This window comes from Nonomuraea bangladeshensis, assembly GCF_039529455.1.
Classification (GTDB): domain Bacteria; phylum Actinomycetota; class Actinomycetes; order Streptosporangiales; family Streptosporangiaceae; genus Nonomuraea; species Nonomuraea bangladeshensis.
On sequence record NZ_BAAAMV010000005.1, the window covers coordinates 211,477 to 225,352 of the forward strand.

Here is a 13,876-nt window from a genome sequence, read left to right on the forward strand (position 1 = left end):
TCAGCGGTACTTCCTGACGTCCCTGAGTCCGCGGCTCATGAGGACCAGCAGGATCAGCAGGAACAGCAGCGAGGCGGCGGCGAAGAGCAGCACGTCGGCCTGCGCGGAGCCGCCGCCCGGCAGCAGGAGCCGCCCCAAGGGATGGACGGCCAGCGCCGCCGCCTGGGCCAGGCACAGATGGACGACCTTGCCCTGGTTGGCGATCAGGAACGCCACGAAGTAGGCGCCCCCGACGGTCACGTGGGCGACCGCCATGGTCACGCTCTCCGGGGTGAGCCCGCCGGTGACGTGCAGGAAGACCAGCGGCAGCGCGGAGAGCACCGACAGCGCCGCGAGGCAGGTCAGCAGGCCCTTGGCGACCAGCCACCGGCCGCGGCGGGTGAAGTCGGCGGGATAGCAGACGTCGCGGACGGAGGCCCGCGCGTCGTCGTCGAACCGGTGCGCCCGGTACTCCAGGAGGCCCATGCCGAGCACGAGCCCCGCGCCTGCGACGGCGATGTCGCTCCGGTCGAGCACGTAGCGGGCCTCGGCCTGGAGCAGGAAGAGCGCGGTCAGCGTGGCCCAGGCCAGGGCGGGGAGCAGCCCGCGCAGGTGGGATCGCGACAGGCGGCGCAGCGGCGGCTCTTTCCCGGTCGCCTCGCCCTGCGCGAGCGTGAGCAGCAGCGCGGCCCCGACGACGCCGGCCACGCACACCACGCCGACGCAGACCGCCAGCAGGCCCACCCACCGGTCGGCGAGGCCGACGTAGGCGAGGCCGGCGATGACCCCGGGCAGCATGATCACGCCGAGCCACAGCTCGCGCCGGTAGAACAGCAGCATGCCGGAGGCGATCTGGAAGGCCACCTGCGTGACGCAGAGCGCGACCAGCGCGAGCGGCCCGCCCATGGCGAGGGCGAGCAGGCCGGCCGTCACCGTGGCCCCGAGCACCCCGAGCAGCAGCCCGGTCCGTAACACCCGCCCGGCCGAGCGGGGATAACCCCGCCCCACCAGCGTGTACGCGAGGTGCGCCGCCCCGCTGCCGATCACCCAGCCGAGCCCGGTGGTCAGCACCAGGCCCGGCATCAGCCATTGGGCGCCCACGAGCCCGGAGGCCGCGGGCAGCAGCGCGGCGGGCAGGCCGTAGAGCAGCCCGTGCAGCATCTGGGCGAACGGCCTGGCCCGCTTGAGCGGCGCCTCGGCGACCGGCGGGCGCGGCCTGTCCAGGGTCCTGATGTGCGTGTACGCGGCCTCGGCCAGGGAGAACACGTCGTCGTGCCCGTACCGCTCGCGGGCGATCCTGTCGCTCAGCCCCTGGGACTCCAGCATCGCCGCGACCTGCAGCGGTTCGACGGCGCGGAAGGCGCCGGTCCCCATCGGCTCGATGAGGTCGTCCATGGAGCGCGACGTCGACGGCTCCACAGCGGTCATGCGGTGACCCCCAGCAGTTCCTCGTAGACCGAGCGGTAGTCGTCCAGCGACTGCCGCAGGGTGAAGCGTTCGAGCACCCGCTCGCGGGCCAGCGCGCCGAGCCGGCGACGCAACCCGGTGTCGCGCAGCAGGCGCACCATCGCCTCGGCGGCGGCCACGTGGTCGCGCGGCGGCACCACCATCCCGGCCTCGCCGACCGCCTCGGCCACCCCGCCGACGTTGGTGACGACCACCGGCAGGCCGCACGCCATGGCCTCGACCACCGTGTAGGGGAACCCCTCGGAGATGCTGGTCAGCGCCACGACGTCGCCGGCGTGGTAGGCGACGGCGGGGGTGGTGACGCGGCCCTCGAACCGGGCCGCGTCCGTGACCCCCAGCTCCTCGGCGAGCTGCAGGCAGCTCTCGTGGTAGGGCTCGTTGCCGTCCGGCACGCCGCCGAAGATGCGCAGCCGAGCGTCGGGCACCTTCTCCCGCACGATGGCGAACGCGCGCAGCAGCGTGTGCAGGTCCTTCAGCGGGTCGATGCGCCCCATGAAGACCAGCGTGGGCTCGTCGGGGGCCGACTCGACCGGCGGGAACTCGTCCGGGTCCACGCCGTTGTACATGATCCGGATGCGGTCCGGGTCGGCGCCGTTGCGGATCTGCCAGCGCCGGTTGTACGACGAGTGCGGCGCGATGCGGTCGGCCGCCACGTACGCCGCCCCCGCCAGGCGGCGGAAGAAGCTGAGCAGCAGCACCCTGACGGCGTGCGAGACCGGCTCGTCCACGTACTGGAGGTAGCGTTCGCGCAGGTAGACGCCGTGCTCGGAGAGCACGATCGGGGTGCCGTGCCGCCACTTGGCGGACATCGCGGTCAGCATGCTGAGGCCGTTCATGGCCACGTGCATGAGGTCCGTACGCGGCGCCGGCTCGGCCAGCGGGCGCAGCATGTGCCCCATCAGGTCCCCGGCCGTGATGGCGTCGGCCAGGGTGAGGCCGTCGGTCCTGTTCCAGTACCAGGCGTCCATGAGCTGGGTCAGCGACTCGTTGGCGGTGAGCGCGCCCAGCAGGTCCCCGCCCTCGTGCGCGAAGCGGTGCAGCGACTCCAGCACCGCCAGGAACTCCGCGCTGCCGTCGCCCATGACGGCCGGCGTCAGCACCATCTCCAGGAAGCGTCCGTACGCCTCGGTGAAAGCGCCCCCCGGCGCCCGCGAGGGGCGCCGGGGCACGTTGCCCCACAGTGGTACGGAGACCACCTGTTCGAGGTTGGCCGGCGGGTCCCACACCGGCCGTTCCTCGCCGTCCACGGTCATCGTCACGACGTCCCAGCGGTAGTCCGGCATGCCCCGGATGAGCTGATCCATCCAGACGCTGACGCCACCCATCGCGAACGGGTAGGTGCCCTCGGACACCAGCGTCACCTTCACGGGCGCACGCTCGCGGGGACGGTGACAGGGACCCCGGCGGTGAGGGTGAGGCGGGCGACCTTGTCGGTGCCGTACGCCGTGGCGCCGGCGGCGTTGACGTTCGTCGCGAAGACGGCGGCGTCACTGCCGGTGGCGGTGAAGGTGACCGTGCCCGCCACCCGGTCGTAGACCGCGCTGACGCCGGACAGGCCGGCGAAGTGCGTGGTCCGCTGGTCGACGTACTGGGCGAGCGAGCCCCAGTTCGGCGTGAGGAGCGGGACCTTGTACCAGGTGTTGTACTTGGCCATGACGCCGTTCAGCCAGTCGAAGACCAGGCTGCGGTTGGAGCCGTAGTTGCGCAGGTTGCCCTGGTGGAAGGTGTGCGTGTAGACCGACCCGGACATGACGTGCTGCATCGCCACGTCGCTCTCGTGGTCGATGACCTGGGTGTAGGTCTGGTTGACCGGCCAGTAGGGGAACTTGCCGCTCGGACCGTAGTAGGAGTTGTAGAACAGCGTCTCCTCGGCCGCCGTGGTCGTGTGGTAGGCGATGTTGGTCGGCCAGTCGGGCACCACCATCACCGCGGGCTGCAGCGGGTGCCGGATGCCGCAGTTGAAGCAGGACGGCTGGTGGCTGGCGAACGACATGTTGCCGTGCAGGTACTTCACGCCGAGGTCCTTGGCGGCCTGCAGCAGGTTGGGGTTGGAGGCGGCCAGGCCGTAGTCGGTGGGCGGGTCGATGTCGTTGTTGGGGTCGGGGTGGTAGACGCCGAGGCCGGAGTACTCACCGGTCTTCAGCACCGTCGGGTCCACGGAGAGGCCGAGCGCGGCGGCCCTGGTGAGGTTGTCCTGGATCTCCGCGCGGCTCGTCGCGTAGTCCGTGGAGTTCATCTTGGGGTGCGAGAACGTGTGGTTGACCCAGGTGAAGGAGGAGGCCCGGCAGCGCGAGTAGTTGGTGAGGGCGTCCTGCAGCAGGATCGGGAGCAGGCAGGACGGGAGGGCGTACTGGTCGGAGCCCTCGCCGTTGTAGGCGATGTTCAGCTTGAAGGCGTTGGCCAGGGCGTTGGCGGACTTGAAGCTGTTCTGCTGGTTGTACGTGCTGACCGCGTCCGACCAGGTCAGCCGGTAGCCGGGGCTGGTCTCCAGGTGACCGTCGGCGTACAGGTGGTCGGTGTTGTTGAACCAGTCGTCCACGTCGGCGTTGAGGTAGTGCCGCTGCTCGCCGAGGAACAGCCCTCTGGTGGCCCAGCGGAACAGGCCGTAGGTGAGCAGGTCCGCCTGGGGCAGGTACTGGTTGGAGGTGAACGTCAGCGCCATGCGCTCACGGCCGTCGGCGGACGTGCTGCGGACGCCGAGCACGTCGGAGCCGCTGGTCAGCACGGCGTCGGCGGTGCAGCCCGAGGCCAGCGTGGAGCGGTAGACGTAGGACTGCGAGACCGGGACGTTCGCGGTGTTCTTGAGGTAGTCGAAGACGCCGGCGCCGGTCGTGGTGAGCGCGGTCGAGATCGGGGTGGTGCCGACGCCGCCCTCGCTGCCGGCGCGCAGGCAGTAGTCCTCGGGGAAGGTGCCGTAGGCGGTGTAGAGGGAGACCTGGCGGACGCCGTAGTCGCGCTCGTAGGCCCAGAGAGCGTTCCATTCCGTGGCGTCGAGGCCGCTGACGTAGCCGGAGCCGTCGTTGTAGAGCAGCGAGTTGTTGGTCAGCAGGACCGCGTTGTACTTGCCGGTCCCGTCGGCCTGCACGAGGTCGGCGGCGGTCAGCGGCTGGGTCTTGCTGTAGAGCACGTCGTACTGGGCGCCGACCCGGCCCAGCACCGAGCGCCAGGTGGCGACGCCCCAGTCGTCCTCGTCCACGGCGACCACGAGCACGCGCAGCGCGACGCGGTCGTTGGCGGCGGCGGCGAGCGCGGCGGAGGAGCGAGCGGCCGTCGTGGACCGTTCTACCGGAATTGTGCCTTTTTTCGCCGGAAGTGGCCCGAGTTTCTCCACTTTCTGACGATCAATGGGCGCACGCAAAGGAGCGGCGTGCGCGTGATGATCGCCGGTCTCGGTTTCTGGCGTGGCCGCGAGCGCCGGCGCGGCGCTCGGGCCGATGATGATGGCGGTGGCGCTGACCAGGGCCAGCGCCCGCCTCGACGGCGCAAAAGCCGTCTTTCGGAAATGCCGAAAAGAACCCACCATATCCCCCCATTCGGCACTGATGGCACGAATGCTCCGATGACTGACGTACGGACCATCAGCCAGTTCCCGAGTGTGCGGATGACCAATTTCATTTACGTTTCAACACAGTTTCCTCACGAGCGTTTTACGGCGCATTCGAGCGGCATATCCTTCGTCAGCGAAAGAAGATCGGATACGTGCAGCTGGGGGAACCATGCAGTTCCGCATCCTGGGCGCGCTGGAGGCGACCGGCGCAGGCGGCCTCGTGCCGCTGCGTTCGGTCAAGCAACGCAGCCTCCTCGCCCTGCTGCTCTGCCACGACGGGACCGTCGCGCACAGCGACGTCCTCATCGACGCACTGTGGGGAGCCGAGGCCGGTGACGCCGGGCAACAGCGCCTGCGTCTCCAGCTCCACCGGCTCAGACGCACGCTCGGCGAGCACGTCCCCATCGCCCACCAGGCCACGGGCTACCGGCTGAGGGTGCCGGCGGAGGACGTGGACGCCCGCCGGTTCGAGCTGCTGGTCCGGCAGGGCCGCTCGGCGCTCGCCTCCGGGAACGACGCGACGGGCAGCGCCCTGCTCCGCGCGGGCCTCGACCTGTGGCGCGGCCCGGCGCTGTCCGGGCTGGACGACATCCACCTGCTGCACCGCCAGGCCACCCGGCTGGAGGAGCTGCGGCTGGCCGCGCTCGGCGAGCGCGTGGAGGCCGACTTACGGCTCGGCCGGCACGCCGCCCTGGTGGGTGAGCTGTCCACGCTGGTACGCGAGCACCCGCTGCGCGAGACCTTCCGCGGGCAGCTCATGCTGGCGCTCTACCGCAGCGGGAGGCAGGCCGAGGCGCTGGACGTCTACCAGTCCGGGCGGCGCATCCTCACCACGGACCTCGGCCTGGAGCCAGGCCCCGAGCTGCGCAAGCTGCACGCGGCCATCCTCAGCAGCGACTCCTCGCTGTCGGCGGGGCGGGCGGCGCCGCACGGCCGGCTCGTGCACCGGCGGGCCGGCCCCCGGCACGGGCGCGGCTGCCCGCACTGCGGCCCCCGCCGCCACTAGGGCGTGATCCGGTAGATGTGATAGGAGCTCTCGCTGGTGAAGGTGTCGGTGAAACGTCCTGAGGCGTCCACGGGCAGGCGCCGGTTCTCGAACATCACCTCGACCTGACCGGGTGACAGGCCGCCGGGCAGCGCGAACGTGTGCGCTCCCGGCCGGCCCTCCGCCGACGGCATGGCGAACAGGTAGTACGCGCCCTGGTGCGCCTTCAGCATGGTGTCCACGCCGGGGCCGAAGTCGTACTCGACGGACTGGGTGTTGAGCACCGGGGCGAGCTGCCTGATCTGCCGGTTCACCTCGATGACCGCGGGCCGGGTGGTGACGCCGCAGGCGTCGCGGAGCACGTGCTGGCTCTGGCAGGGGCCGCCGAAGCTGTGGTTGAAGTAGATGACGCCCCTGGCCCCGTGGATCAGCGAGCTCATCACCGCGCCCTTGACCTCGTCCGGCTCGATCTGCCGACGGTCCTCGGCGGCGGGGCGGCCGACCTCGACGAAGGCGTAGATGGGCTGGAGCTTGCCGTCGAGGGCGTCCAGCTTGCGCTGGCGGTCGATGAGCAGGCCGTAGTTGGCCGCGCGGCGGCAGCGGTCCTCGCCGGCCCAGTGCAGCCAGTTCTGCCCGTCGAGGCAGGCGAAGTAGCTGGTGTACCAGTAGACGTCGAGGGAGACGAGGTCGGTGTAGTCGTTGACGAACCGGCCGGCCTGGCGGTCGTTCTGGTAGATCATGACGCCCTTGCCGTAGTTGGCGTAGTGCGGGCGGCCGTCCTTGGGCAGCCGGTCCTTCAGCGTCTTCATGACGGTGTAGCCGCAGCGTTCCTTGTGCGGGTCGTCCGGGATGCAGAGGGGGCCCTCGCCGGGGAAGTTGCCGGTCCAGCCGTCGTCGCCGGGGCCGGCCCACATGTCGGCCTCGTCGGTGATCAGCCAGGCGACGGTCTCGGCCCCGTAGTCCTTCAGCGGCTTGCTGGGAACGGCGAACAGGCCGTTCTTCCTGATCAGCGCCATGTCGCTGGTCTCGGTCAGCTCGATGTAGGTGTTGATGCCGGCTTCGACGTCCTTGTTCACGTCGTCCTGGGTGATGACGGACTCGTACCAGACGCCGATGGGGAAGAACGCCGGGTTCGTCCAGCCGGCGGCCTTGGTGCTCGCGAAGCGGTCGTAGTAGGCGGGGCCGCCCTCCCACGGGACGCGGGGCAGCCCGGCGACGTCCGGGCGGGGGGCGGCCGTGCCGGACGGGCGCGGGCCCGGCTCGCCCTCGGACCTGCCGACGACCACCCACACCAGGGCCGCGGCGGCGAGCAGCGCCACCGCGGCGAGGACCAGCCGGCTCGCCCGCGTCAACGCTCCCCCTCGGCCAGCTCCAACAGCCGGTCGGCCCGCGACGACCAGGACATCCCCAGCACCGACGCCCGCAGCTCGGCGGCCGGCCGCGGGCCGCCCTCCGCCAGCGCGGCCTTGACGGCCGCCACGAACGCTTCGGGCGTGGCCGCGACCCGCACCCGGTCCCGGTAGTGGGCGAGCTCGGGGAAGTCCGTGCTGACCACCGGCAGGCCCAAGGCCAGGTACTCCTTCAGCTTGATCGGGTTGGCGTGCCTGATCCACGCGTTGTCCTGCCACGGCATGATCGCCACGTCGAAGCCGGACGCGTACGCCGGGATGCGCTCGTAGGGCACGAAGCCGAACCAGCGCACGTTGGGATGGGCGGTCAGCCGCTCCATCGGCGCGGTGGCGTCGCCGATGAGCACGAGCGAGGCCTGCGGCAGCTCGGCCGCCAGGCGTTCGAGCAGCCCGACGTCCACGACGAACTCGTCCAGAGCGCCGAAGAACCCCACGCGCGGCCCCGGCACGGCGGCGAGGTCGGGAGGCGGCTCCGCGACCCGGGTGAAGTGGTCGGCGTCCACGCCGTGGTCGAGGAAGCACGCCCGCTCGCCCGTCAGCTCGCGCTCCTCGGTCATCAGCGTGCGGCTCGCGTAGAGGACCCGGTCGGCGCGGGCCAGCAGCTCGTTCTCCATCGCCCCGATGACGGCGGCGTCCGCCTCGGGGAAGGCCGAGTGCCGGTCGGAGCGGTTGTAGAGCAGCGCGTGCCGGGGCATCGGGCGCACCACGTCCCAGGCCGTGGGGATGGTGACCACCATCACGGGGCGGTGCAGGCCGAGCGCCAGGCACACCGCCCGCACCTGGGCGCGTACGAGCAGGGCGTTGACCCGGCGCAGGACCGGCGAGCCGTAGAACGGCAGCGGCAGCGGCGACATCACGTGGAAGCCGGGGAACGGCTGCCGCAGGAACTTCGCCACGCTGCGCAGCTTGCGCAGGACGCGGCGGGTGACGTGGGTGGTGGTGCCCGGCGCGGGCATGCGCATGCCGATGCTGTTGACCACCAGCACCTTGCGCCGGCCGGCGAGGGCGCGCATGAGCTGGAAGTCGGAGTGCGCCCGGTTGTGGTACCACCAGTCCTGGGCGGCGAAGCAGACGTACCCGGGCGGGTCGGCGGTCCTCGGCGGGTCGGCCGCGTCCGGCTGCTCGGTCGCGCCCGGCTGCTCTGGCCAGCGCGGCAGGCGGACGAGGGCGCGCAGGGCCGCCCGGTGCTTGGCGCCGCCCGCACCGTGCCGGGTGAGCGCCCGGATCGCCTCGTTGAGCAGCACCGCGCCGCGCATGGCGAGGGCGCGGGCCCGGCCGTGCCGCTCGCGGTGCAGCCGGACCCGGTTGGCGGTGGCGAGCGCCCAGAGACTGCTGGAGGTGCCCTGCTCGCCGCCCAGGTGCACGGCGTGCGCCCGCGGCTCGTAGCGGACGGCGAAGCCGTGCTCGCCGGCCCGCAGCATGTACTCGGTCTCCTCGGAGTAGAGGAAGTAGCGCTCCTCCAGCGGCCCGAGCGCGTCCAGGCAGGCGCGGGAGACGAGCCAGGCCGCGCCGGTCGCCCAGTCGGCGGTGCCCGGCCGCTCGTACGCGCCCGCCGCCACGACCAGCTCCCCGAGCGCCGGGACCCGGCCGGCCCGGTGGCCGCCGAGCAGCGCCTCGCCGAGCGCGCGCAGCACGGTGGGTCTCCTGCGCAGCGAGAAGTGGACCGTCCCGTCCTCGGCGGTGAGCCGGGGCACCGCGATCCCGGTGCCGGGCACGGTCAGTGCCTCGCGCAGCGCGGTGATCGCGCCGGGGGCGAGGCGGATGTCCGGGTTGAGCACGAGCACGTCGCAGCCGGACGCGGCGGCGATCCCCGCGTTCACGCCGCCGGCGAAGCCCGCGTTCCGGCCGGTCGGGACCACCTCGACGGCGGGCAGGGCGGCGCGGGCCGCCGCGACCGTGCCGTCGGCCGAGTCGTTGTCCACGACCAGCACCCGGGCGTCTCCCGCGCCGGCGTCCTGGAGCGAGCGCAGGCAGTCGCCGACGACGCGCTCGCTGAAGTACGTGACGATGACGATCGCCAGCATGCTCACCTTCCCAGGAGACGGAGACGGGCGCGGAGCGCGCCGGTCAGCAGGCGCACGGCGAAGGGGGCGTCGTGGAGCAGGTAGCGCCGGAGCAGGCGGCGCGGTTCGAGCGCGAGCCGGTGCAGCCACTCGCCGCCCGCGCGCTGCAGGGCCTCGGGGGCGCGGCTGAACTGGCCGGCGGCCATCGCGATGCCCGCGCCGCAGCCCAGGAACCAGGCGGCGGGCAGCTCGGGCCGCAGCTCCGTGATCAGCCGCTCCTGCTTGGGGAAGCCGAGTCCGACGAGCACGAGGCCGGGCCCGGCCTCCCTGACGCGCTCGACGACCGCGCTCCGGGCGGCGGGGTCGGCGTCGAACCCGTACGGCGGCGAGTGCGTGCCCGCGATCCGCAGCGCCGGGTAACGTTCCAACAGGGCCCGCGCGGCGGCCTCCGGCACTCCTTCGTCGCCGCCGAGCAGGTAGACGGGCCGGCCGTCGCGGGCGGCTCGCCCGGCGAGTGTGTGCACGAGCGAGGCGCCGGTCACCCGCTCAGGGATCCGGGTGCCGGCCAGCCGGCCCGCCCACACGACCGGCATGCCGTCGGCGACGACCAGCTCCGCGCGGGCGACGAGGGCGGCGAGCGCCGGGTCGCGGGTGGCGGCGCGGACGATGTCCACGTTCGCGGTGACGATCGCGCCGCCCCGGCCTGCGGCCCACTCGCGGGAGACGTGGTCGGCCACTCCGGTCTCGGTGACGGCCATGACGTGCACGGCTCCCACGCGCACGCGCGCGGGAGGACCGGCCGTGGTGAAGGGGTCCGTGAAGGGGTCTGCCGGAATGTCCTCGCTCCTTCGCCCTGGCCCAGCCCAGCCCAGCCCGACCTTTCGCCCGAATCATCGGCATTACGGAGAAATCCGTTACGTGTGGGTCTGGCAGTAAGTGTGGGCCCGCCAGCAGGATGAGGGGCATGAGAGTGGAGCGCGGCGCCCTCGACGGCGTCCTTCTCTTCGTCCCGACGCCGCACCACGACGACCGGGGGTTCTTCACCCGGACGTTCGACGCGGAGATCGCCGGGAAACACGGTCTCGACCCCGCCGCCTTCATCCAGGACAGCCAGTCGCGCTCGCGGCTCGGCACGGTCCGCGCCCTGCACGGGCGGGTGGGGCGCGGCGAGGCCAAGCTCGTCAGGTGCGCCCGCGGCGCGATCCACGACGTGCTGGTGGACGCCCGGCCCGGCTCACCGACGTACGGCAGGAGCATGAGCGTGCGCCTCGACGACGAGGACTTCGCCTGCCTGTACGTGCCGCGCGGCTTCCTGCACGGCTTCCAGGCGCTCACCGAGCAGGCCGACGTCTGCTACCGCATCGACAGGGAGCACGACCCGGCCGAGGACGTCTCGGTCCGCTACGACGACCCGGACCTGGCCGTCGCCTGGCCGCTGCCGGTGACCGCGATCAGCGCGCGGGACCTGGCGGCGGGGTCGTGGCGGGAGGCGCAGGCGCGGCTGCTCGGCTGAGCCGGGCCTCGCGGGCGAGCGCGCCGGCCGAGCCGACCAGCAGGAACGACAGCCCGGTGATCACCGCGTACGAGCGCAGGTCGAAGGTCGCGGCCCCGATGAGCGGCACCACCAGGCAGGCGGCCAGCGTCAGCCCGAGGTCGCGGTCGGCGGGGTCGGTGAGCAGCCGGCGGGCGCGCAGCGCCGACCAGATCCCGGCCAGGAAGAGCCCGGCGAAGGCCAGCACGCCGATGATCCCGGTCTCGACCGTGGTGAGGATGTACTGGTTGTCGAAGACCAGGTACTTGGGGGCGTACCAGGTGCCGAGGCCGCGGCCCAGCCACGGGTGGCGGGAGATCTCGGTGGCCGCGGCGGCGTAGTCCATGGTCCGCCAGCGCAGGCTGGAGTCGGTGGACAGGCCCGTGAACAGGTCCAGGATCGCGCCGAGCACCCCCGGCACGACCACCTTGACCGCGCCCAGGAAGACCACCATCGCCCCGAGCGCGAGCAGCCGCCGCCGGCGCGGCCAGCCGACCAGCAGCACCGCCGCCGCCCCCGCCACGCCGACGAAGGCCGAGCGCGACACCGAGAACACCATCCCGGCCGCGATCAGCCCCGCGCACAGCCACCAGCGCAGGTGCGGCTGGCGGCGTTCGAGCGCCTGGAAGGCGAAGTGCAGCGCGATCGGCAGGATCATCGCGCACACGACCGCGAACTCGATCGGATGCCCGGTGGTCGCCGCCACCCTGCTCAGCCCGTTGCGCTCCACGACGAACAGCTCCTCCTGCGTGAAGCGCAGGCCGGGCAGCACCATGTACGGGGTCGGGTCGAACCTCAGCAGGAACTGCGCCGCGCCGATCACGCCGAGCACCGCGCCCATAACCGCGACGGATTTCAGGACCAGGTCGAGCCGGGCCCGGCCGCGTACGCCGTCCACGACGAGCAGCACGATCCCGATCATCGCGAACGCGCTCACCAGCATGTGGTCGGCGAGGTCGAGCTCGTCCCTCGGCAGGTTGCCGGCGGCGGCGTAGGCGTAGGTGGCGATCAGCGAGGAGGCGTAGACGAACACCGCGCTGCGGACGAGGGTGCGGCCCTTGGCCGCGCCGAGCGTGGTGGTGAGCTGCGCGCAGAACCACCACACCAGCGCGAACAGCCCCACGGCCTCGGCCGGCGTGATGGCGAACGAGAGCCCGCGGAACACCAGCCGGGCCGGGACGATCATCAGGATGACCACGAAGACGACGCCCAGCGTGGCCCCGTCGGCCGGGTGCGGCCGGGGCAGCCCTGCCACGGGCTCCGTCCTGGTGAGGGCGATCGCCTTCACGGGCGCAGCGCCAGCGGCTCGGCGCGCTCTGCCGGCTCGACGGGACCCGGCCCGGCCCGCCTGCGGCGTCGCGCCGCGGCGAGGCTCTCCATCGCGTAGCCGGCGGTCAGCGCGGCGAACAGGCCGAGCGCCAGCACCGCCACGGCCGTGCGGCTCTTGCCGCCGCGCTGCTCCTGCGGCTCGGTGGGCGGCACCATCGGCGTGAGCTGGATGTAGGTGCTCACGGGCGCGCCCAGCACGGCCTGGCGGGCGGCGAGCTCGCTCCGCGCCTGCTCGACCAGCCGGGAGACCAGCGTGTGCGCGGTCTCGGCGGACGGCGACCTGGCGTTGATGATCACGAACGGTCCGCTGGCCAGCAGCTCGGGGTTGGGGCTGCCGTTGTGGACGACGTACGTGGTCTCGCCGCCGGGCGGCGCCCCCAGCCGGGCGGCGGTCTCCGGGGCGCTCAGCGCCTGGAGCAGGATCGAGGCCGCGACGTTGAGCGAGCCGTTGTAGTTGAGCAGCGGGTTCGTACGGGGGTTCGGGTAGGCGGGATCGTTTGGAACGCTCCCGCCGGTCACGGGGATGGTGAGCACGAGGACCGCGCCCGACTGATAGATGGTCGGGACGGTGCGGTAGACGGCGAACGAGCCGCCGAGGGCCAGCAGCAACGCCGGTACGGTGACGTACCAGCGCCGGAACACGACCAGGACCGTCCCCCAGAAGTCCAAGGCGTTTTCCCTCCTGAACCGGATGAAACCCTCGATACGGACATCGGCGTCGGGCGTATCCGGTGTTACTGGAAAATCCGTAACGAGATCACCTTATTTCACGATGTCACACCCGGGGCATTTCACGCCATTTCCGTAGGGTGGGGAGCATCGATGCCGATTTCCGACTTCACCTTCAAACGTGACAATCTCCTTCCGCTGGCGGACAGCCTGCGGGAGTCGTTCCTCAAGGCCAGTCCCTTCCGGCACGTGGTGATCGACGACTTCCTGCCTCCCGAGGCGCTGGAGCCGGTGCTCGCCGAGTTCCCCGAGCCGCGCGACGTCGAGTGGCAGCGCTTCGACAACGCCCGCGAGATCAAGCTCGCCCTCGCCGACACCGAGAAGATGGGGCCGGCCACCCGGCACCTGCTGTCGGAGTTCAACGGGCAGGTGTTCGTCGACTTCCTCGAACGGCTCACCGGCATCGAGCACCTGGTGTCCGACCCGCACTACGACGGCGGCGGCCTGCACCAGATCAGGCCGGGCGGTTACCTGAAGGTGCACGTCGACTTCAACCGGCACCGCAGGCTCAACCTCGACCGCCGGCTCAACGGCCTGCTCTACCTCAACAAGGACTGGGAGGAGTCCTACGGCGGGCACCTGCAGCTCTGGAACAAGGACATGACCCGCTGCGAGCACAAAATCCTGCCGGTGTTCAACCGTTTCGTGGTCTTCGCCACCACCGACGACGCCAACCACGGCCATCCCGAGCCGCTGACCTGCCCGGAGGACCGGGCCCGGCGCTCGATGGCGCTCTACTACTACACGAACGGGCGGCCGGAGGACGAGACGCTGGACGAGCACGACACCCAGTTCAAGCAGCGGCCGGGCGAGGAGTGGAAGAGCAGCTTCCGCCAGGTTGCCAGGCGGTGGGTGCCGCCCGCGCTGGCCGACCTGGTCGGGCCGCGCAAGTAGGGC

The 13,876-nt window shown here is 71.9% G+C and carries 11 protein-coding genes; 3 read left to right on the forward strand and 8 right to left on the reverse strand.

What is annotated here, in order from left to right; all coding sequences use genetic code 11:
• From ABD292_RS16820 to ABD292_RS16830, 3 genes are read right to left on the reverse strand one after another with little or no spacing between them, the layout of a single operon-like run.
• Window positions 1–1,407 carry a hypothetical protein gene (locus ABD292_RS16820; protein WP_344208185.1) on the reverse strand — a complete coding sequence of 469 codons (1,407 nt, stop codon included), beginning with the start codon at window positions 1,405–1,407 and terminating at the stop codon, window positions 1–3.
• Window positions 1,404–2,813 (reverse strand): GT4 family glycosyltransferase PelF, encoded by a 1,410-nt coding sequence (gene pelF, locus ABD292_RS16825; RefSeq protein ID WP_344208187.1) that lies wholly within the window; start codon window positions 2,811–2,813, stop codon window positions 1,404–1,406. Before pelF ends, ABD292_RS16820 begins: the two co-directional genes overlap by 4 nt.
• The gene (locus ABD292_RS16830; RefSeq protein ID WP_344208188.1) at window positions 2,810–4,777 is read right to left on the reverse strand and encodes an Agd3-related carbohydrate-binding protein; all 1,968 of its coding nucleotides are present in this window, start codon (window positions 4,775–4,777) and stop codon (window positions 2,810–2,812) included. The genes pelF and ABD292_RS16830 overlap by 4 nt, the downstream gene beginning before the upstream one ends.
• 385 nt (window positions 4,778–5,162) lie before the next feature.
• On the opposite strand from ABD292_RS16830, the gene ABD292_RS16835 reads away from it, so the two are divergent.
• On the forward strand, window positions 5,163–5,999 hold the full coding sequence (locus ABD292_RS16835; protein ID WP_344208189.1) for an AfsR/SARP family transcriptional regulator: 837 nt from the start codon (window positions 5,163–5,165) through the stop codon (window positions 5,997–5,999).
• Here the strand turns inward: ABD292_RS16835 and ABD292_RS16840 are convergent.
• From ABD292_RS16840 to ABD292_RS16850, 3 genes are read right to left on the reverse strand one after another with little or no spacing between them, the layout of a single operon-like run.
• Window positions 5,996–7,330 (reverse strand): hypothetical protein, encoded by a 1,335-nt coding sequence (locus tag ABD292_RS16840; RefSeq protein ID WP_344208190.1) that lies wholly within the window; start codon window positions 7,328–7,330, stop codon window positions 5,996–5,998. The two genes, ABD292_RS16835 and ABD292_RS16840, sit on opposite strands and share 4 nt — an antisense overlap.
• Window positions 7,327–9,411 (reverse strand): glycosyltransferase, encoded by a 2,085-nt coding sequence (locus ABD292_RS16845; protein WP_344208192.1) that lies wholly within the window; start codon window positions 9,409–9,411, stop codon window positions 7,327–7,329. The genes ABD292_RS16840 and ABD292_RS16845 overlap by 4 nt, the downstream gene beginning before the upstream one ends.
• Before the next feature lie 2 nt (window positions 9,412–9,413).
• The gene (locus ABD292_RS16850; protein WP_344208193.1) at window positions 9,414–10,148 is read right to left on the reverse strand and encodes a WecB/TagA/CpsF family glycosyltransferase; all 735 of its coding nucleotides are present in this window, start codon (window positions 10,146–10,148) and stop codon (window positions 9,414–9,416) included.
• Window positions 10,149–10,354: 206 nt separating this feature from the next.
• Between ABD292_RS16850 and ABD292_RS16855 the strand changes: the two genes are divergently transcribed.
• On the forward strand, window positions 10,355–10,903 hold the full coding sequence (locus ABD292_RS16855; protein WP_344208194.1) for a dTDP-4-dehydrorhamnose 3,5-epimerase family protein: 549 nt from the start codon (window positions 10,355–10,357) through the stop codon (window positions 10,901–10,903).
• Here ABD292_RS16855 and ABD292_RS16860 read toward each other — a convergent pair.
• Window positions 10,842–12,209 carry an O-antigen ligase family protein gene (locus ABD292_RS16860; protein WP_344208195.1) on the reverse strand — a complete coding sequence of 456 codons (1,368 nt, stop codon included), beginning with the start codon at window positions 12,207–12,209 and terminating at the stop codon, window positions 10,842–10,844. The two genes, ABD292_RS16855 and ABD292_RS16860, sit on opposite strands and share 62 nt — an antisense overlap.
• Window positions 12,206–12,919, reverse strand: coding sequence for a hypothetical protein (locus ABD292_RS16865; RefSeq protein ID WP_344208196.1), 714 nt, complete (start codon window positions 12,917–12,919; stop codon window positions 12,206–12,208). Before ABD292_RS16865 ends, ABD292_RS16860 begins: the two co-directional genes overlap by 4 nt.
• A gap of 153 nt (window positions 12,920–13,072) precedes the next feature.
• Between ABD292_RS16865 and ABD292_RS16870 the strand changes: the two genes are divergently transcribed.
• Entirely contained in the window at window positions 13,073–13,873 is an 801-nt protein-coding gene (locus ABD292_RS16870; RefSeq protein ID WP_344208197.1) for a 2OG-Fe(II) oxygenase, read from the forward strand.
• Window positions 13,874–13,876 lie beyond the last annotated feature (3 nt).

Excerpts from the sequence above, each read along its gene's own strand:
- ABD292_RS16820 (WP_344208185.1), bottom strand. The coding sequence starts at position 1,407 with ATGACCGCTGTGGAGCCGTCGACGTCGCGCTCCATGGACGACCTCATC.
- ABD292_RS16835 (WP_344208189.1), top strand. The coding sequence starts at position 5,163 with ATGCAGTTCCGCATCCTGGGCGCGCTGGAGGCGACCGGCGCAGGCGGC.
- ABD292_RS16845 (WP_344208192.1), bottom strand. The coding sequence starts at position 9,411 with ATGCTGGCGATCGTCATCGTCACGTACTTCAGCGAGCGCGTCGTCGGC.
- ABD292_RS16850 (WP_344208193.1), bottom strand. The coding sequence starts at position 10,148 with ATGGCCGTCACCGAGACCGGAGTGGCCGACCACGTCTCCCGCGAGTGG.
- ABD292_RS16855 (WP_344208194.1), top strand. The coding sequence starts at position 10,355 with ATGAGAGTGGAGCGCGGCGCCCTCGACGGCGTCCTTCTCTTCGTCCCG.
- ABD292_RS16870 (WP_344208197.1), top strand. The coding sequence starts at position 13,073 with ATGCCGATTTCCGACTTCACCTTCAAACGTGACAATCTCCTTCCGCTG.